The following is a 17,792-nucleotide window of genomic DNA, read 5'->3' on the forward strand; positions in this document are numbered from 1 at the left end:
GGCCCCGGGAGGGAGGCGGCCTTTCCCCCGGGGTACACCCGGGGGGTTTCTTTAGGGGGTGGCATGGCGACCATAAGGCCTTTTCGCAGGACCCTGCTGGCGGACCTGGAAACCCCGGTGACCGCCTACCTGAAGCTTTCGGAGAAGGCCCCCGTGAGCTTCCTCCTGGAGTCGGTGGAGCGGGGCAGGCAGAGCCGCTTCTCCATCGTGGGGGTGGGGGGGAGGCGCACCTTCCGCCTGAAGGACGGGGTTTTCACCGTGAACGGGAGGCGGGTGGAAACCCGTGACCCCTTGCGCACCCTCTACGAAGAGGTCTCTGCCCCCCTGGAGCGCCACCCCGACCTGCCCCCCTTCTTCGGGGGGGTGGTGGGCTACGCCGCCTACGACCTCATCCGCTACTACGAGCGCCTGCCCGCCCTCAAGCCCGACGACCTGGGCCTCCCCGACCTCCTCTTCGTGGAGCCCGAGGTGGTCCTTGTCTTTGACCACCTCCAGAGCCTCCTCCACCTGGTGGCCCCGGGCACCGACCCGGAGGAGGCCGAGGCCCGGCTGGCCTGGGCGGAGAGGAGGCTCAAGGGCCCCCTGCCCGGGGTGCCGGGGGGACGGGCGGGGGGCAGGGCCCGCTTCCAGCAGGACATGCCCCGGGAGGCGTACCTGAAGGCGGTGGAGAAGGCCCTGGACTACATCCGGGCCGGGGACATCTTCCAGGTGGTCCTCTCCTTGCGGCTTTCCTCCCCCCTCACCGTCCACCCCTTTGCCCTCTACCGCGCCCTCAGGAGCGTGAACCCGAGCCCCTACATGGGGTACCTGGACCTGGGGGAGGTGGTCCTGGTCTCGGCGAGCCCGGAAAGCCTCCTGCGCTCGGACGGGAAGAGGGTGGTCACCCGCCCCATCGCGGGCACCAGGCCAAGGGGCAAAACCGAGGAGGAGGACCGGAGGCTTGCGGAGGAGCTACTTAAGGACGAGAAGGAGCGGGCGGAGCACGTGATGCTCCTGGACCTCTCCCGCAACGACATCGGCCGGGTGGCCGCCTTTGGCACGGTGCGGGTCCTGGAGCCCATGCACGTGGAGTACTACTCCCACGTGATGCACCTGGTCTCCACGGTGGAGGGGGTTTTGGCCGAGGGCAAGACGCCCTTGGACGCCTTGGCCAGCGTGCTCCCCATGGGCACGGTCTCCGGGGCCCCGAAGATCAGGGCCATGGAGATCATTGAGGAGCTGGAGCCCCACCGCCGGGGCCCCTACGGGGGGAGCTTCGGCTACCTGGCCTACGACGGGGCCATGGACGTGGCCCTCACCTTGCGCACCTTCGTCATCGCCCACGGCCAGATGCACGTGCAGGCGGGGGCCGGCATCGTGGCGGACTCGGTGCCCGAGCGGGAGTACCAGGAGTGCCTGAACAAGGCCCAGGCGCTCCTGAAGGCGGTGGAGATGGCGGAGGAGGGGCTATGAGGGTCTTGGTGGTGGACAACTACGACAGCTTCACCTACAACCTGGTGCAGTACCTGGGGGAGCTGGGGGCGAGCCCCATCGTGTGGCGGAACGACCAGTTCCGGCTGGAGGAGGTGGAGGCCTTGGACCCGGAGCGGATCCTGGTGAGCCCCGGGCCCTGCACCCCCTTTGAGGCGGGGCTTTCCGTGCCCCTCATCGCCCGCTATGCTCCCCGCTACCCCATCCTGGGGGTCTGCTTAGGCCACCAGGCCATCGGGGCGGCCTTCGGGGGAAAGGTGGTGCCGGCGCCCGTGCTCATGCACGGCAAGGTGAGCGAGATCCACCACGACGGCACGGGGGTCTTTCGCGGGGTGCCCAACCCCTTCCCCGCCACCCGCTACCACTCCCTGGTGGTGGAGGAGGTGCCTGAGGACCTCGAGGTGAACGCCTGGGTGGAGGAGGCGGGGGGCCGCACAGTGATGGGCTTTCGCCACCGGGAGTATCCCACCCACGGGGTCCAGTTCCATCCGGAAAGCTACCTCACGGAGGCGGGTAAACTCATCCTCAAGAACTTCTTGGAGGACCCATGGACGCGGTGAAGAAGGTGCTTTTGGGCGAGGTTTTGACCGAGGAGGAGGCCCACGGGGTCATGCGGGCCCTGATGGGGGGAGAGGTGTCCCCGGTGCGGACCGCGGGGCTCCTCACCGCCTTGAGCCTGCGGGGAGAGAGGCCCCACGAGATCGCCGCCATGGCCAGGGCCATGCGGGAGGCGGCGAGGCCCCTTCCCGTGAAGCGGCGCCCCCTCTTGGACCTGGTGGGCACGGGGGGGGACCACCAGGGGCTTTTGAACCTCTCCACCCTGGGGGCCTTGGTGGCGGCGGCGGGGGGGGTGGCGGTGGCTAAGCACGGAAACCGGGCGGCGAGCTCCCGCGCGGGGAGCGCAGACCTCCTCGAGGCCCTGGGGGTGGACCTGGAAGCCCCCCCCGAACGGGTGGGGGAGGCCATAGAAACCCTCGGCTTTGGCTTCCTCTTCGCCCGGGTCTTCCACCCCGCCATGCGCCACGTGGCCCCCGTAAGGGCGGAGCTTGGCATCCGCACGGTCTTCAACCTCCTGGGGCCCCTCACCAACCCCGCCGGGGCGGACCGGTACGTGCTCGGAGTCTTTAGCCCCGCGTGGCTCGCCCCCATGGCCGAGGCCCTGGAGCGGCTTGGGGCCAGGGGCCTCGTGGTCCACGGGGAGGGGGCGGACGAGCTCGTCCTGGGGGAGAACCAGGTGGTGGAGGTGGGGAAGGGCCCCTATACCCTCACCCCGGAGGCGGTGGGCCTGAAGAGGGCCCCCCTCTCGGTCCTCAGAGGGGGTAGCCCCCAGGAGAACGCCGAGCTGGCCCGCCGCCTCCTCAAGGGGGAGGAAAAGGGGCCCCTGGCGGATGCCGTGGCCCTGGCGGCAGGGGCCGGGTTCTACGCGGCGGGGAAGGTGTTGGCCCTCGCCGAGGGCGTGGCCCTGGCCCGGGAGGTCTTGGCCTCGGGGGAGGCCTACCTGCTTCTGGAGCGCTACGTGGCCTTCCTCAGGGCCTAGGCCCCAGGGGGAGCCCACGGTAGAGCTCCTCCAGGTCCAGGACCGCTCCCACGCAGGGAAGCTCCACCTGACCCTCCTCCACCACCTCGTAGCGCCAGCTGCCATCGGGCAGGCGGCGGTAGATCTCCACCCGCCTGGCCTCCTGGGCCACGAGGGCGTAGGCCTGAAGGCCGGGAAGCTCCCGGTAGCGGAGGAGCTTCTCCCCGCGGTCTATGGCCTCCGTGCCCGGGGAAAGGACCTCCACCACCAGGCACGCGGTCTCCTTGTAGGGGGCTCCGTTTAGGGATTCCTCGCAGGTGACGAAGAGGTCCGGGTAGTAGGCGGCTTCCCCCACCTTGAGGAGCATGCCTTCGGCGAAGGCCTCGCACCCCTTGGCCTCGGCTTTGGGGAGAAGCTTTAGGAGAAGGCGGGCCACCAGGCGGTTGTGAACATCCGTTCCCCCGGCCATGGCGAAGATCAGCCCCTCCACGAACTCGTGGCGTTCGGAGGAGGCGGCCTCCAAGGCCAGGAACTCCTCAAAGGTGGCCCGGCGCAGGGGGGCGCTTCGGGGCATGGCTTCAGTATACGCGGGCGCGCCTTGGGCGCTTACACCCAGCTCACCGCCCCGAAGGTGTCCTCCCGCCTGGGGCTGGTGGAAAAGAGGACCACGGGGATTCCGGTGTGTTCCTCTACGAGCTCCAGGTAGCGGAGGAGGCTTTGGGGGAGGTCCTCCCGGCGCTTCACGTGGGAGAGGTCGCCCCAGCCCGGAAGCTCCACGTAGCGCACCGCCCTCGGGTCCGCCTCCCCCGGGCGGCTTCCGTCCAGGTACTCCACGGCCACCTTCACCTTCTCCAGCCCGGAGAGCACGTCCAGCTTGGTGAGGACGAGGCCGTCAAACCCGTTCACCTCGCAGGCGTACCGGAGGGCCACCAGGTCCAGCCAGCCCACCCTGCGGGGCCTGCCCGTGGTGGTACCGTACTCCCCGCCCTTTTCCCGGAGGTGGCGGGCCAGCTCCCCTTGGATCTCCGTGGGGAAGGGGCCTTCCCCCACCCTGGTGGCGTAGGCCTTGGCCACGCCGTAGACCTTGTTGATGGCCTTGTGGGAAAGGCCCGTCCCCACCAGGATCCCGCCCACGGTGGGATGGGAGCTGGTCACGAAGGGGTAGGTGCCGTAGTTCAGGTCCAGGAGGGTGGCCTGGGCCCCCTCGAAGAGGAGGCGCTTCCCCTTGCGCCAGGCCTCGCGGAGGATGGCCCCCGTGTCGGCGATGTAGGGGCTTAGGATCTCCCGCATGCGGTGGAGGTCGGCGAGGGCCTTTTCCTCCGTGTCCCAGCCCGCCTCCCGGGTGGAGTTGGGCTTCTCGGTGAGGAGGCGGCGCACCCTCTCCCTCAAGGTGGCCTCGTCCAAAAGGTCCCCGGCCCGGATCCCCACCCGCCGTGCCCGGTCGGAGTAGGCGGGGCCGATGCCCCGGCCCGTGGTGCCCACGAAGTTGTGGCGGCTTTCCACGTGCTTGTGGTGGGGAAGGACCAGGTGGGCCCGCTCCGAGACCAGGACTTTGGGGTCAAAGCCCTCCTGGCGGAGGTGGGCAAGCTCCTCCTGGAAGCGGAAGGGGTCTATGACCATGCCGTCGGCCAGAACGTTCACCGCATGGGGGTGGATGACCCCCGAGGGCAGGAGGTTGAGCTTGAAAACCCTGCCCTCGGCCACCACCGTGTGCCCGGCATTGGCCCCCCCCTGGTAGCGGATCACGTAGTCGGCCTCCCGGGCCAGGACATCCACCACCTTACCCTTGCCCTCGTCCCCCCACTGCGCCCCGATGATGGCGATGCCCGGCATACCCTCTAAGTCTACGCCAGCCGGGGCCAGGGCCGGGAAACCCCCCTTTGGGGAAGAGGGGTCCGGTATCGGGGGGAGGTGAGAGCCGGGGCTCAGGCCAGGCGGAAGGGGTTGAAGTCCGTGTCCCGGTCGTAGACGTCCAGGCCCTCGGCCCGCTTCAAGAAGCCCACCACCCCGTAGGTGGCGGGGAGCATGAGGGCCTCCACGCCCACCTTGAAGGCGTAGTTGGAGAGAAAGACGGCGAGGAGCACCTCGTTGGGGAAGACCCCGTAGAAGGCCACCAGGAGGAAGACCCCGGTGTCCAGCCCCTGGCCCACCAGGGTGGAGGCCATGGCCCTGAGCCAGAAGAAGCGCCCCTCCGTCCTCACCTTGAGCTTGGCCAGCACGTAGGCGTTGGCGAACTCCCCCAGGAAGTAGGCCAGGAGGCTTCCCAAGACGATCCTGGGGGTGAGGCCGAGGAGGAGGCCGAAGGCCTCACCGAAGCGCCGGCTTTCCCCGTCGGGCGGGGTGGGGAGGGCCGCCACCATTTGGAAGGTGAGGGTGGCGAGGAGGAGGGCGAAGAAGCCCGTCCAGATGACCCGGCGGCTCCTTTTGTAGCCGTAGACCTCGGTGAGCACGTCCCCGAAGATGTAGGCCAAGGGGAAGAGGAGGGTGCCCCCGTCAAAGGTAAAGGGCCCCAGCACCACCAGCTTGGTGGAGGCCACGTTGGAGACCAGAAGCACCGTGGCGAAGAGGGCGGTGAGGAGGTCCAGGTACCTCATTCTTCCTCCGGGCGGATGGAGGTGATGAAGGGCAGGTTGCGGTCAAACTGGGCCCGGTCCAGGCCGTAGCCGTAGACGTAGGCGTCCTCAATCTCAAAGCCCAGGTAGTGGATGGGCACCTCCACCTGACGGCGGGCGGGCTTGGAGAGGAGGGCGGCCACCCGGATGGAGGCGGGTTTTCTGGCCTCCAGGTAGTCCAGGAGGTAGGAGAGGGTGAGCCCCGTGTCCACGATGTCCTCCACCACGATCACGTCCCGGCCGTGGATGGGCAGGCGCAGGTCCTTGATGAGCTCCACCTCGCCGCTCGTCTTGTAGGCGTTTCCGTAGGAGCTGATGGAGATGAAGTCCAGGGTGAGGGGCAAGGGGATGGCCCGCACCAGGTCGGCCATGAAGATGAAGGCGCCGTTTAAGACGCAGATGAGGTGGGGGTTCTTTCCCTGGTAGTCCCGGGCGATGGCCTCCCCCAGCTCCTGAACTCGCTTGGCGATGGCTTCCGCGCTTAGCTGCACGGGTCCGTTCCCCGCGGTAAACATGCCCTTCATTCTACCGGGCTTTCCCGGAGCAGGGCCGCCACCTCTTCCTCCGAGAGGAGGCGCCACCGGCCGGGGGGAAGATCCCCCAGGCGGATGGGCCCGATCTGTACCCTGAGGAGGCGCCGCACCGGGTAGCCCACCGCCCTAAGCATCCGCCGCACCTCCCGCTTCCTGCCCTCTGCCAGGGTGAGGAAGGCCCCCCCGGGCGCGGGGCGGCAGGCGAGGGCCTGGGCGGGGCCGTCTTCCAGGAGTATGCCCTTTAGGAGCCTCTGGCAGACCCCTTCGGGCAGGGTGCCCCGTTCCGTCCACACCCGGTAGACCTTCCGCACCCCGAAGCGGGGGTGGGTGAGGCGAAAGGTGAGGTCGCCGTCGTTGCTGAAGAGAAGGAGCCCCTCCGAGTCCCGGTCCAGGCGGCCCACGGGGTGCAGGCCGGGGATATCGGGGAGGAGTTCGTAAACCGTGTGCCGGGCATGGGGGTCGCGGCGGGTGGTGGTGTAGCCCTTGGGCTTGTGGAGGGCCAGGACCAGGCGCGCCTTGGGGGGCTCCACCCGCTTCCCGTCCACCTCCACCAGGTCCTCGAGCCCCACCTTCTGGCCGAGGCTCGCCACCACCCCGTTCACCCGCACCCGGCCCTGGCGGATGAGGTCCTCCGCATTCCGGCGGCTTGCCACCCCGGCCCGGGCCAAGAAGGCTTGCAGGCGCATCATGGGAAGTGGGGCGGGCGCTTTTCCCTCAGGGCCCTCAGGCCCGCCTCCACCTCGTTTCCTGAGAACCCCAGGAACTCCAGGGCCAGGGAGACCTCAAAGTGGGGGAGGAAGGTCCTAAGCCAGTTGTTGAGGGCGTGCTTGGTGAGGCTTAGGGCCTCCTTGGGGCCTTGGGCGAGCCTCTCCGCCACCTCGAGGGCCCTCTCGTAGACCCTTTCGTCCTCCACCGCCAGGGCGATGAGGCCAAGCCGCTCCGCCTCCTCCCCCGTGAGGGGCTCGTTCAGGAGGAGGTGGTACTTGGCCTTGGCCATGCCCACCAGGAGGGGCCAGAGGAGGACGGCGTGGTCCCCCGCCGCCACCCCCAGGCGCAGGTGGCCGTCCAGGAGCCTCGCCTTCCTCCCCGCCACCACCACGTCCGAGGCCAGGGCCAGGGCGAGCCCCGCCCCCACCGCCACCCCCTCCACCGCCGCCACCACGGGCCTCGGGAAGTTGAGGGGCCCCAGGACGAGGTCCCTGGCCTCCCAGAAGACCCGCATCAGGGCCTCGTGGGAGGCCCGCATCTCCTCAATGAGGGCGAAGGAACCCCCCGCGGAGAAGACCCCGCCCTCCCCCTTAAGGAGGACGGAGCGGACCTCCTCCAGGCCCTCGAGGTCCCGCCAGATCCGGGACAGGTCCCGGTGGGCCCCCGGGGGGAGGGCGTTCAGCTTCTCCCCGGAAAAGGTGATCTCCAGCACCCCGGGCCTAGGCCAGGCAAACCGCAGGGCGGGGTAGCGGCCCTCCAGGTCCATGCCTCCATTCTTCCGCCCCTTCTCCGGTGATACAATCCCCTAGGCATGGCCCTCTACGCGGTGGACAAGCCCCTCCACCTCACCTCCCACGATGTGGTGGAGGAGGCCAGGAAGCGCCTTGCTACCCGCCGGGTGGGGCACACCGGCACCCTGGATCCCTTGGCCACGGGGCTCCTCCTCCTGGTTTCCCAGGAGACCACCAAGCTCGTCCCCTTCCTCTCCGGGGAGGACAAGGAGTACCTGGCCTGGGTTTCCTTCGGGGCCACCACCCCCACCCTGGACGCGGAGGGGCCCATCAGCGAGGAAGCCCCCGTGCGCTTTGACCGCAAGGACCTGGAGAACCTCCTTCCCTCCTTCCTGGAGCTAAAGGCGCAGGTGCCCCCCCTCTACTCCGCCATCAAGGTGGGGGGAAAGCGGGCCTACGAGGCCGCCCGGGAAGGGCAGCCCCTGGAGCTGGGCCCTAGGCCGGTGAAGTACCTGGAGGTGGAGCTCCTGGCCCTTGACCCCTCGCCCACGCCCCATCCCATCGCCCCTTCCGCCAAGGGCTGGCGGCTTGCGGAGAAGGGGGGAAGGAAGGTGGAGCTTCCCAAGCCCTTGGGTCCCTACCCCACCGCGGTGATCCGCCTGGTGGTGGGCCCGGGCACCTACGTGCGGGCCTTTGCCCGCGACCTCGGGGAGAGGCTTAAGACCAAGGCCTTCCTCTCAGGGCTGGTGCGCACCCGCATCGGCAAGATCGGGCTGGAGCGGGCGGTGAGGCTTTCCGAGCTCTCCCCGGACAAGGCCATCCCCGAGGTGGACGCCCTGCCCTACCCCGTGGTGGAGCTCTCCCACACCGAGGCCAGGCGTGTCCTGGAGGGGGTACCCTTGCCCATCCCCGCCTTGGGGTACGTGACCCTGGTAGACTCCCGCAGGCGGCTTCTGGCCATCGCGGAGGGCGACGGCTTCAAGCTCAAGATCCGGCGGGTTTTCGTAAAGGAGGCGTAGCTATGGTGATCGGCGTGCCCAAGGAGATCAAGACCCTGGAGAACCGCGTGGCCCTGACCCCGGGCGGGGTGGAGAGCCTGGTGAGGCGCGGCCATACCGTGCTGGTGGAGCGGGGGGCGGGGGTGGGCTCGGGCCTATCCGATGCCGAGTACGAGCGGGCGGGGGCCCACCTGGTGGGCCGGGAGGAGGCCTGGGGGGCGGAGATGGTGGTGAAGGTGAAGGAGCCCCTGCCCGAGGAGTACCCCTTCCTGCGGGAGGGCCTCGTCCTCTTCACCTACCTGCACCTGGCCGCGGACCGCCACCTCACCGAGGCCATGCTGCGTAGCGGGGTCACGGGGATCGCCTACGAGACCGTCCAGCTCCCCGATGGCACCTTGCCCCTCTTGGTGCCCATGAGCGAGGTGGCGGGGCGCATGGCCCCCCAGGTGGGGGCCCAGTTCCTGGAGAAGCCCAAGGGGGGGCGGGGGGTCCTCCTTGGGGGGGTGCCCGGGGTGGCCCCCGCCAGCGTGGTGGTCCTGGGGGGTGGCACCGTGGGCACCAACGCCGCCAAGATCGCCCTGGGCATGGGGGCCCAGGTGACCATCCTGGACGTCAACCACAAACGGCTCCAGTACCTGGACGACGTCTTCGGGGGACGGGTGGTCACCCTCACCGCCACCGAGGCCAACATCAAGAAGAGCATCCAGCACGCCGACCTCCTCATCGGGGCGGTGCTCGTCCCGGGGGCCAAGGCCCCGAAGCTCGTCACCCGGGACATGCTCCCCCTGATGAAGGAGGGTTCGGTCATCGTGGACGTGGCCGTGGACCAGGGGGGGTGCGTGGAAACCATCCGCCCCACCACCCACGCGGAGCCCACCTACGTGGTGGACGGGGTGGTGCACTACGGGGTGGCCAACATGCCGGGGGCGGTGCCCAGGACCAGCACCTTCGCCCTCACCAACCAGACCCTGCCCTACGTGCTGAAGCTGGCGGAGAAGGGCCTCGAGGCCCTCTGGGAGGACGGGGCCCTTCGCAAGGGGCTGAACACCCACAAGGGCCTCCTCACCCACCCTGGGGTGGCCGAGGCCTTCGGCCTGGCCTACACGCCTCCGGAGGAGGCGCTCGGGAGGTAGGATGCAGGGCCGCGTGACCCTCACGGAAGCCGCCCTGGCCTCCCTCCTGGCCCTGGCCGCCCACGAGGTGCCGGGGGTGGTGGGCATGGCCCCGGCGGGGCTTAAGGAGCAGGTGGTGCGCATCCTGGGGCGGCAGGAGGCCAGCGAGGGGGTGGTGGTGCGCCAGGACCCGGCGAGCCCCGGCCAGTACACCGCGGACTTCTACGTGGTGGTGGCCGTGGGCACCCGCATCCCCACGGTGGTGGAGTCTCTGGCGGAACGGGTGGCCTTCGCCGCCGAGAAGCTGGCGGGGGTGAGGCTCTCCCAGGTGCGGGTCCACGTGGTGGGGGTGGGGCGTGGGTAACTGGGCCCCGGGGGAGCTGGCGGAGGCCTTCCGCTACGCCACGGACTGGTTTGGGGTCTACGTGGAGGAGCTGAACGCCCTCAACGTCTACCCCGTGCCCGACGGAGACACCGGCACCAACATGCACCTCACCCTCCAGTCCGCCCGGCGGGAGCTGGACCTGGTGGACACCTCCAGGATGCCCGAGGTGGCCCGGGCCATCGCCTACGGGAGCCTCCTGGGGGCCCGGGGCAACAGCGGGGTCATCCTCTCCCAGATCCTGAAGGGCTTCACCGAGGCCATCCGCCGGAAGGAGGTGCTGGACGCCGCCACCCTGCGCCAGGCCCTGCGCCTGGGGGCGGAGACGGGCTACAAGGCGGTGATGAAGCCGGTGGAGGGCACCATCCTCACCGTGGCCAGGGCGGCGGCGGAGGGGGCCAAAGGGGAGGGCCTCGAGGCCGTCCTGGAAAGCGCCCTGGAGGCCGCCCGGGCCGCCTTGGCCACGACCCCCGAGCTCCTCCCCGTGCTGAAGCAGGCGGGGGTGGTGGACGCGGGGGGTGCGGGGTACGTGCGCTTCCTGGAGGGCCTGCGGGGCTACGCCTTGAGGCTTCCCCTCCCCGAACCCCCCAAGGTGGAGCGTTACGCCCAGACCGCCTTCGCCCCCGAGGAGTTCGGTTACTGCACGGAGTTCCTCATGGAGGGGGTGGAGGTGCCCCTAGAGAAGATCCGCGAGGCCGTGGCCCCCTTCGGGGACTCCCTCCTGGTGGTGGGGGCCGAGGGCTACGTGAAGGGGCACATCCACACCGATGACCCCGACGGCCTTCTCGCCACCGTGGCCCGCTTTGGCCGCATGGTGCGGACCAAGGTGGAGGACATGACCGAGCAGCACACGGAGATCCTGGCCATGGCCGGGGCCTCGGCCGAGGCCCCACCCCCCACGGGTCTGGTGGCCGTGGCCCTGGGGCACGGGGTGGCCCGGGCCTTCCGCAGCCTGGGGGCGCGGGTGGTGGCCGGGGGGCAGACGCAAAACCCCAGCGTGGAGGACCTCCTCTCCGCCATCCGGAGCCTTCCTAACCCCAGGGTGATCTTGCTGCCCAACAACCCCAACGTCTTTCTGGCCGCGGAAGAGGCGGCCCGGCTCGCCCGGGGGATGGGGAAGGAGGTTCACATCCTAAAGACCCGCACCCTGGGCCAGGGCTTGGCGGCGGCGGTGCGCTACTTCCCCGAGGCGGAGGTGGAGGAGCTTCTTCCCGAGATGGAGGAGGCGGCGGCAGGGGCCAGGACCCTCGAGGTCACCTGGGCCAGCCGGGACGCCGAGGTGGACGGCCTCAAGGTGCTCAGGGACAAGCCCATCGGCCTTCTGGACGGCAGGCTGGTCCTGGTGGGGGAGACGCCGGAGGAGGCCCTGGAGGGCCTCATCCGCTTGGCCCAAGAGGGCAAGGAGGTGCTCACCCTCTTCCTGGGGCCCAACACCGAGAAGGCCAAGGCGGAGGCGGTGGCGGAGAAGTTCCCCGGCCTGGCGGTGGAGATCCTCCCCGGGGGGCCTGACCCTTACGCCTACTTGGGCGTCATGGAATAGCTAAAGGGAGGCTCAACCCCTTAGCCCCTCTTCGCGGTATCCTGAGGGCGAGGAGGTTCCGATGCGGCGGAGGGTATGGGGGGTGGGCCTCTTGGCCCTGTTCCTTTCGGCCTGCAACCTGGAGCTTAGCCCCCCGGTGAGCGGGGAACTCCCCGTGGGGGAAAGCCGGGTGGCCACCCTGCCCCCGGCCCAGGAGGAGGCCGGGGGAAGGCTCCGGCCTGGGGTGGCGGTCTACCGCATCCCCGTGGCCCAGGACGGGGCCTTCCAGGTGGCGGCGGTTTCGGCGGAGCTGGAGCTTAGCGCCCGGCTCCGCCTCGTCCTCTCGGACGAGAGGGGCGTGGTCCAGGCGGTGAGCGTGGCCCGGAACTGGTTCGGGGCCTATCCCGAGGTGGCCCCCCTGGCCCTAAGGCCTCAAGGGCTTACCGTGGACCCCGGGGTGCGCCTCAACTTCCGGGGCCAGGCGGGCCGGACCTACTACCTGCGGGTGGAGAACTACGTCCTGAGCCAGGACCGGGTGGGCCTTTCCGCCACGGCCTTTACCCCCAACCCTGCGGGCCAGGGCGAGGCCTTCTCCTCCGGCACCAAGGTGGGGGCCATTGAGTTCATCGGGGAGTTTGACCGGTACAACGTGTCCTCGGCCACGGGCTACCTGCGCCTTAGCTACGCAGGCCCCCTGGACCTGGTGGCCCTCCTTTACAACAGCCCTGAAGACCTCTATCCGAGGACCCTGGATCCCGTGATGAACTGCGCCCTCGTTTCCCCAGCCACCCTCCTGGTGGTGCGGGACCGCGGCCTGGCCCGGGCGGGGTTTGACGAGGAGGGGAGTGGGCGCTACACCCTGAGCCTCTCCGGTACCCCCTGCCCCTAGGGTCTTTGAGGAAGGTTAGCGTAGCCTTAAGGGCCTTAATCATCTTCTCATTCAAACCCGCGGGATGCGCTCCCTATCCTGCGGGTTTCTTAAGTTTTTGGAATTTCACTAATCGCGGGTGGGGGCCTTTGCATGAGGGCTGGGCCTCATGCTTCTCAGGAGCCTCCTGGGTTTTTGCGCATACTCAGGGGCGCTATGCGGGGTTTGCTCCTTGCGCTCCTCCTCGCCCTCGCCGTTGCGGGGGCCTCGGGCCAGTCCAGTCGCCCCAAGGCCATGGTCTTGGAGGCCACGGCCTACACCTCCAGCGTGCGGGAGACCGACGCCACGCCCTTTGTCACCGCCACGGGCATGCGCACCCGCCTGGGGGTCTTGGCGGTGAGCCGCGACCTCCTCAGGGTCCTCCCCTTCGGGACCAAGGTCCGCCTCCGGGACCTGGGCTCCATCTATGGGCGGGGGAAGGGCCAGTTTGACCCCCTTTTCCGGGACCGCGTCTTCGTGGTGGCCGACGTGATGCACCCCAGGATGCGGGAAAAGGTGGACGTCTGGCTCCCGGACCGGGCCACGGCCTTGCGCTTTGGCCGCAGGCTTTTGGCCTTGGAGGTGGTGGAGTACCCGAGGCGCTGAGGCCTTCGTATCCTGGGGGCGTGCGCTTCGCCCTTTTCCTAGCCCTGGCCCACCTGCGGCGCAGGCCCTTGCAGACGGCCCTGGCCCTCCTGGGGGTGGGGGTGGGGGTGGCGGTGCTCTTGGCGGCGCTTTCCCTCACCAACGGGTTCGTGAGCGGCCTGGTGCGGGCCACCCTCAAGGCCTACCCCCACCTGGTCCTCTTCAGCTTGACAGAGGAGGTCCCACCCCTCCCTTCCCATCCCGAGGTGGCGGCCTACGCCCCCTTCGCCGCCACCAAGGCCCTCCTCACTCGCCCCGCGGAGGGGCCTCGAGGGCCGGGGGTGGACTTCGCCACCCTGGTGGGCCTGGGGGAGGGGGGGGAGGCCCTGTACCCGGAGCTGGGGATGAGGCTGGAGCCGGGGGGGATCTACCTGGGATCGGCCCTGGCCCAGTCCCTGGGCGTCTTCCCCGGGGAGCGGCTTTACGCCATGTCCGCCACCCAGGAGCGGGTAACGCTTAAGGTCCTGGGCACCTTCCGCACGGGCAACTACCTCCTGGACTCCGCCTACGCCTTCGTCCCCCTGGAGGAGGTGGAGCGGCTTTCCGGGCTTCGGGCCCAGGGCTACCAGGTGCGCCTCAAGGACCCCTGGCGGGCCAAGGAGGTGGGGGCGGCGCTTGGGGGCACCCGGTTCTTCCCCCAGGCCTGGCAGGACACCCAGCGCACCCTCTTGGAGCAACTCGCCCTGCAGAAGCGGGTCTTGGGCATCCTGGTCTTCCTCATCGTGGCGGTGGCGGCCCTGGGCGTGGCCAACCTCCTCGTGCTGAAGGTGGTGGAGAAGACCCCGGAGATCGCCCTCCTTCGGGCCATGGGGGCCTCGAGGTTTACCGTGGGCCTGGTCTTCGCCCTGGAGGGGGTCTTCCTGGGCCTCGGGGGCGTGCTTCTCGGCAACCTCCTGGGCTACCTGCTCTGCCTCTACCTTTCCTGGCGCCCGGTGGACCTCCCCGGGGAGCTTTACTTCCTCACCCACCTCCCCGTGGAGATGCGCCTTTCCGACTTCGCGGCCGTGAGCGCGGCGAGCCTGGTGGCCACCTTCCTCTCCGCCCTCTTGCCCCTCCTCCGCGCCCTCAGGGTCCAGCCGGGGGTGGTGCTCCGGTAGTTGCCAAAATCCCTGCCCTGCCCTAAACTCTTGGGGGTGGGCCGGTGTAGCTCAGCGGTAGAGCAACCGCCTCGTAAGCGGTAGGCCGCCGGTTCAAATCCGGCCACCGGCTCCAGAAGCCCCCCGCCGGAAGGCGGGGGGTCTACTTGCGAGAAGGGGCCTGGTTCTGTACACTAGTCAAGTTGAGGGCCCTCAGGGCCAGCCCCTGGCCCTGAGGGGGTGCCCTGTGCGGGCAGAACCGGGGGAACCTTCCCCCGGGTGGATCTTGAGAACACGGGGGCAAGTCCAAGAAGAAGGGAGTGGTGGCACTGCCGACGATCAACCAGCTAGTCCGAAGGGGCCGCGAGAAGGTCCAGAAGAAGAGCAAGGTTCCCGCCTTGAAGGGGTCGCCTTTCCGCCGGGGGGTGTGCACGGTGGTGCGCACCGTGACCCCCAAGAAGCCCAACTCGGCCCTACGCAAGGTGGCCAAGGTGCGCCTCACCTCGGGGTACGAGGTGACCGCCTACATTCCCGGGGAAGGGCACAACCTGCAGGAGCACTCCGTGGTCCTCATCCGGGGTGGCCGTGTGAAGGACCTGCCGGGCGTGCGCTACCACATCGTCCGCGGGGTCTACGACACCCAGGGCGTGAAGGACCGCAAGAAGAGCCGCTCCAAGTACGGGACCAAGAGGCCCAAGGAGACCAAGGGCGCGGCCCCGGCCAAGAAGAAGTAGGTGAGCTATGGCGCGGAGAAGAAGAGCAGAGGTACGCCAGCTCCAGCCCGACCTGGTCTACGGGGACGTGGTGGTGTCGGCCTTCATCAACAAGATCATGCGGGACGGAAAGAAAAACCTGGCCGCCCGCATCTTCTACGAGGCTTGCCGCATCATCCAGGAAAAGACCGGGCAGGAGCCTTTGAAGGTCTTTAAGCAGGCGGTGGAGAACGTGAAGCCCCGCCTCGAGGTGCGTTCCCGCCGCGTGGGGGGGGCCAACTACCAGGTCCCCATGGAGGTCTCCCCCCGCAGGCAGCAGTCCCTGGCCCTGCGCTGGTTGGTCCAGGCGGCGAACCAGCGGTCCGAGCGGGGCGCGGCGGTGCGCATCGCCCACGAGCTCATGGATGCCGCTGAGGGCAAGGGCGGGGCGGTCAAGAAGAAGGAGGACGTGGAGCGCATGGCCGAGGCCAACCGCGCCTACGCCCACTACCGGTGGTAAGCCATGGCGGTCAGGGTAGCGTACGACCTAAAGAGGCTCCGTAACATCGGCATCGCCGCGCACATCGACGCCGGCAAGACCACCACCACCGAGCGCATCCTCTACTACACCGGCAAGATCCACAAGATCGGGGAGGTCCACGAGGGCGCGGCCACCATGGACTTCATGGAGCAGGAAAGGGAGCGGGGCATCACCATCACCGCCGCCGTGACCACCTGCTTCTGGAAGGACCACCGCATCAACATCATCGACACCCCGGGCCACGTGGACTTCACCATTGAGGTGGAGCGCTCCATGCGGGTGCTGGACGGGGCCATCGTGGTCTTCGACTCCAGCCAAGGGGTGGAGCCCCAGTCGGAGACCGTGTGGCGCCAGGCGGAGAAGTACAAGGTGCCCCGCATCGCCTTCGCCAACAAGATGGATAAGACCGGGGCCGACCTTTGGCTCGTGATCCGCACCATGCAGGAGCGCCTGGGGGCGCGCCCGGTGGTGATGCAGCTCCCCATCGGTCGGGAGGACACCTTCTCGGGGATCATCGACGTCCTCCGGATGAAGGCCTACACCTACGGCAACGACCTGGGCACCGACATCCGGGAGATCCCCGTCCCCGAGGAGTACCTGGCCCAGGCGCGGGAGTACCGCGAGAAGCTCATTGAGGCCGCCGCCGACTTTGACGAGAACGTGATGCTCAAGTACCTGGAGGGGGAGGAGCCCACCGAGGAAGAGCTGGTGGCGGCCATCCGCAAGGGCACTATTGACATCCAGATCACCCCCGTGTTCCTGGGTTCGGCCTTGAAGAACAAGGGCGTCCAGCTCCTCCTGGACGCGGTGGTGGACTACCTGCCCTCCCCCTTGGACATCCCCCCCATCAAGGGCACCACGCCCGAGGGCGAGGCGGTGGAGATCCACCCCGACCCCGAGGGGCCCCTGGCGGCCTTGGCCTTCAAGATCATGGCCGACCCCTACGTGGGCCGCCTCACCTTCATCCGCGTCTACTCCGGCACCATCACCTCGGGCTCCTATGTCTACAACACCACCAAGGGGCGCAAGGAGCGGGTGGCCCGCCTCCTCCGCATGCACGCCAACCACCGGGAGGAGGTGGAGGAGCTGAAGGCGGGGGACCTGGGGGCGGTGGTGGGCCTCAAGGAGACCATCACCGGGGACACCCTGGTGGGGGAGGACGCCCCGCGGGTGGTCCTGGAGTCCATCGAGGTCCCCGAGCCGGTCATCGATGTGGCCATAGAGCCCAAGACCAAGGCGGACCAGGACAAGCTTTCCCAGGCCCTGGCCCGCCTGGCCGAAGAGGACCCCACCTTCCGCGTGTCCACCCACCCCGAGACCGGCCAGACCATCATCTCCGGGATGGGCGAGCTCCACCTGGAGATCATCGTGGACCGGCTGAAGCGGGAGTTCAAGGTGGACGCCAACGTGGGCAAGCCCCAGGTGGCCTACCGGGAGACCATCACCCGCCCCGTGGATGTGGAGGGCAAGTTCATCCGCCAGACGGGTGGCCGCGGCCAGTACGGCCACGTGAAGATCAAGGCCGAGCCCCTGCCCCGCGGGTCCGGGTTTGAGTTCGTGAACGCCATCGTGGGCGGGGTGATCCCCAAGGAGTACATCCCCGCGGTGCAGAAGGGCATTGAGGAGGCCATGCAGTCGGGTCCCCTCATCGGCTTCCCCGTGGTGGACGTCAAGGTCACCCTCTACGACGGCTCCTACCACGAGGTGGACTCCTCGGAGATGGCCTTTAAGATCGCCGGGTCCATGGCCATCAAGGAGGCGGTGCAGAAGGGGGATCCGGTGGTCCTCGAGCCCATCATGCGGGTGGAGGTCACCACCCCCGAGGAGTACATGGGCGACGTCATCGGCGACCTCAACGCCCGCCGGGGCCAGATCCTGGGCATGGAGCCCCGGGGCAACGCCCAGGTGATCCGGGCCTACGTGCCCCTGGCGGAGATGTTCGGCTACGCCACGGACCTGCGCTCCAAGACCCAGGGGCGGGGCTCCTTCGTCATGTTCTTCGACCACTACCAGGAGGTCCCCAAGCAGGTCCAGGAGAAGCTCATCAAGGGTCAGTAAGGGTGCTTTGGGGGTGGGCCCTTGGGCCCACCCGTGCTTGCCGAAAGGAGAACGAAGATGGCCAAGGGCGAGTTTATCCGGACGAAGCCTCACGTGAACGTGGGGACGATTGGGCACGTGGACCACGGGAAGACGACGTTGACGGCGGCGTTGACGTTTGTGGCGGCGGCGGAGAACCCGAATGTGGAGGTGAAGGACTACGGGGAGATTGACAAGGCGCCGGAGGAGCGTGCGCGGGGGATTACCATCAACACGGCGCATGTGGAGTACGAGACGGCGAAGCGGCACTATT

At 68.8% G+C, this 17,792-nt stretch carries 20 protein-coding genes and 1 tRNA gene; 15 read left to right on the top strand and 6 right to left on the bottom strand.

Annotated elements, in window-relative coordinates; all coding sequences use genetic code 11:
* Positions 1–63: 63 nt before the first annotated feature.
* From trpE to trpD, 3 genes are read left to right on the top strand one after another with little or no spacing between them, the layout of a single operon-like run.
* A complete protein-coding gene (trpE, locus tag ACYQ0J_RS09145) occupies positions 64–1,452 on the top strand; it encodes an anthranilate synthase component I (RefSeq protein ID WP_460171848.1) in 1,389 nt (462 codons plus the stop codon).
* The gene (locus tag ACYQ0J_RS09150) at positions 1,449–2,030 is read left to right on the top strand and encodes an anthranilate synthase component II (protein ID WP_460171849.1); all 582 of its coding nucleotides are present in this window, start codon (positions 1,449–1,451) and stop codon (positions 2,028–2,030) included. The genes trpE and ACYQ0J_RS09150 overlap by 4 nt, the downstream gene beginning before the upstream one ends.
* On the top strand, positions 2,018–3,007 hold the full coding sequence (gene trpD, locus ACYQ0J_RS09155) for an anthranilate phosphoribosyltransferase (RefSeq protein ID WP_460171850.1): 990 nt from the start codon (positions 2,018–2,020) through the stop codon (positions 3,005–3,007). The genes ACYQ0J_RS09150 and trpD overlap by 13 nt, the downstream gene beginning before the upstream one ends.
* Here the strand turns inward: trpD and ACYQ0J_RS09160 are convergent.
* From ACYQ0J_RS09160 to ACYQ0J_RS09185, 6 genes are all read right to left on the bottom strand, one after another.
* Positions 2,997–3,560, bottom strand: coding sequence for a Uma2 family endonuclease (locus tag ACYQ0J_RS09160; RefSeq protein WP_460171851.1), 564 nt, complete (start codon positions 3,558–3,560; stop codon positions 2,997–2,999). The genes trpD and ACYQ0J_RS09160 overlap by 11 nt on opposite strands.
* 32 nt (positions 3,561–3,592) lie before the next feature.
* Positions 3,593–4,819 carry an adenylosuccinate synthase gene (locus ACYQ0J_RS09165; protein ID WP_460171852.1) on the bottom strand — a complete coding sequence of 409 codons (1,227 nt, stop codon included), beginning with the start codon at positions 4,817–4,819 and terminating at the stop codon, positions 3,593–3,595.
* Positions 4,820–4,911: 92 nt separating this feature from the next.
* Positions 4,912–5,580, bottom strand: a complete 669-nt coding sequence (locus ACYQ0J_RS09170; RefSeq protein ID WP_460171853.1) for a queuosine precursor transporter — start codon at positions 5,578–5,580, stop codon at positions 4,912–4,914.
* Positions 5,577–6,122 carry a hypoxanthine phosphoribosyltransferase gene (gene hpt / locus ACYQ0J_RS09175; protein WP_460171854.1) on the bottom strand — a complete coding sequence of 182 codons (546 nt, stop codon included), beginning with the start codon at positions 6,120–6,122 and terminating at the stop codon, positions 5,577–5,579. The genes ACYQ0J_RS09170 and hpt overlap by 4 nt, the downstream gene beginning before the upstream one ends.
* Entirely contained in the window at positions 6,119–6,817 is a 699-nt protein-coding gene (locus ACYQ0J_RS09180; protein ID WP_460171855.1) for a pseudouridine synthase, read from the bottom strand. The genes hpt and ACYQ0J_RS09180 overlap by 4 nt, the downstream gene beginning before the upstream one ends.
* Positions 6,817–7,605 (bottom strand): enoyl-CoA hydratase/isomerase family protein, encoded by a 789-nt coding sequence (locus tag ACYQ0J_RS09185; RefSeq protein ID WP_460171856.1) that lies wholly within the window; start codon positions 7,603–7,605, stop codon positions 6,817–6,819. The genes ACYQ0J_RS09180 and ACYQ0J_RS09185 overlap by 1 nt, the downstream gene beginning before the upstream one ends.
* Positions 7,606–7,650: 45 nt before the next feature.
* On the opposite strand from ACYQ0J_RS09185, the gene truB reads away from it, so the two are divergent.
* From truB to ACYQ0J_RS09245, 12 genes are all read left to right on the top strand, one after another.
* The gene (gene truB / locus ACYQ0J_RS09190) at positions 7,651–8,589 is read left to right on the top strand and encodes a tRNA pseudouridine(55) synthase TruB (RefSeq protein ID WP_460171857.1); all 939 of its coding nucleotides are present in this window, start codon (positions 7,651–7,653) and stop codon (positions 8,587–8,589) included.
* A gap of 2 nt (positions 8,590–8,591) precedes the next feature.
* A complete protein-coding gene (gene ald / locus ACYQ0J_RS09195; protein ID WP_460171858.1) occupies positions 8,592–9,701 on the top strand; it encodes an alanine dehydrogenase in 1,110 nt (369 codons plus the stop codon).
* Position 9,702: 1 nt separating this feature from the next.
* Positions 9,703–10,044: an Asp23/Gls24 family envelope stress response protein gene (locus tag ACYQ0J_RS09200; protein WP_460171859.1), complete on the top strand. Its 342-nt coding sequence runs from the start codon at positions 9,703–9,705 to the stop codon at positions 10,042–10,044.
* Positions 10,037–11,602: a DAK2 domain-containing protein gene (locus ACYQ0J_RS09205; protein ID WP_460171860.1), complete on the top strand. Its 1,566-nt coding sequence runs from the start codon at positions 10,037–10,039 to the stop codon at positions 11,600–11,602. Before ACYQ0J_RS09200 ends, ACYQ0J_RS09205 begins: the two co-directional genes overlap by 8 nt.
* 61 nt (positions 11,603–11,663) lie before the next feature.
* Positions 11,664–12,470 (top strand): hypothetical protein, encoded by an 807-nt coding sequence (locus ACYQ0J_RS09210; RefSeq protein WP_460171861.1) that lies wholly within the window; start codon positions 11,664–11,666, stop codon positions 12,468–12,470.
* A 195-nt stretch (positions 12,471–12,665) separates the two neighbouring features.
* On the top strand, positions 12,666–13,094 hold the full coding sequence (locus ACYQ0J_RS09215) for a 3D domain-containing protein (RefSeq protein WP_460171862.1): 429 nt from the start codon (positions 12,666–12,668) through the stop codon (positions 13,092–13,094).
* Between the two features lie 20 nt (positions 13,095–13,114).
* On the top strand, positions 13,115–14,230 hold the full coding sequence (locus ACYQ0J_RS09220) for an ABC transporter permease (RefSeq protein WP_460171863.1): 1,116 nt from the start codon (positions 13,115–13,117) through the stop codon (positions 14,228–14,230).
* 40 nt (positions 14,231–14,270) lie between these two features.
* Positions 14,271–14,345: transfer RNA gene (locus ACYQ0J_RS09225), tRNA-Thr, on the top strand.
* Between the two features lie 184 nt (positions 14,346–14,529).
* The gene (rpsL, locus tag ACYQ0J_RS09230) at positions 14,530–14,943 is read left to right on the top strand and encodes a 30S ribosomal protein S12 (protein WP_018110828.1); all 414 of its coding nucleotides are present in this window, start codon (positions 14,530–14,532) and stop codon (positions 14,941–14,943) included.
* Positions 14,944–14,950: 7 nt separating this feature from the next.
* Positions 14,951–15,421: a 30S ribosomal protein S7 gene (gene rpsG / locus ACYQ0J_RS09235; protein WP_460171864.1), complete on the top strand. Its 471-nt coding sequence runs from the start codon at positions 14,951–14,953 to the stop codon at positions 15,419–15,421.
* Between the two features lie 3 nt (positions 15,422–15,424).
* Entirely contained in the window at positions 15,425–17,500 is a 2,076-nt protein-coding gene (gene fusA / locus ACYQ0J_RS09240) for an elongation factor G (protein WP_460171865.1), read from the top strand.
* 57 nt (positions 17,501–17,557) lie between these two features.
* Positions 17,558–17,792 (top strand): GTP-binding protein (locus tag ACYQ0J_RS09245; protein WP_460171866.1); only part of this gene is annotated, 235 nt, incomplete at its 3' end.

The organism is Thermus sp. FJN-A, from assembly GCF_054655095.1.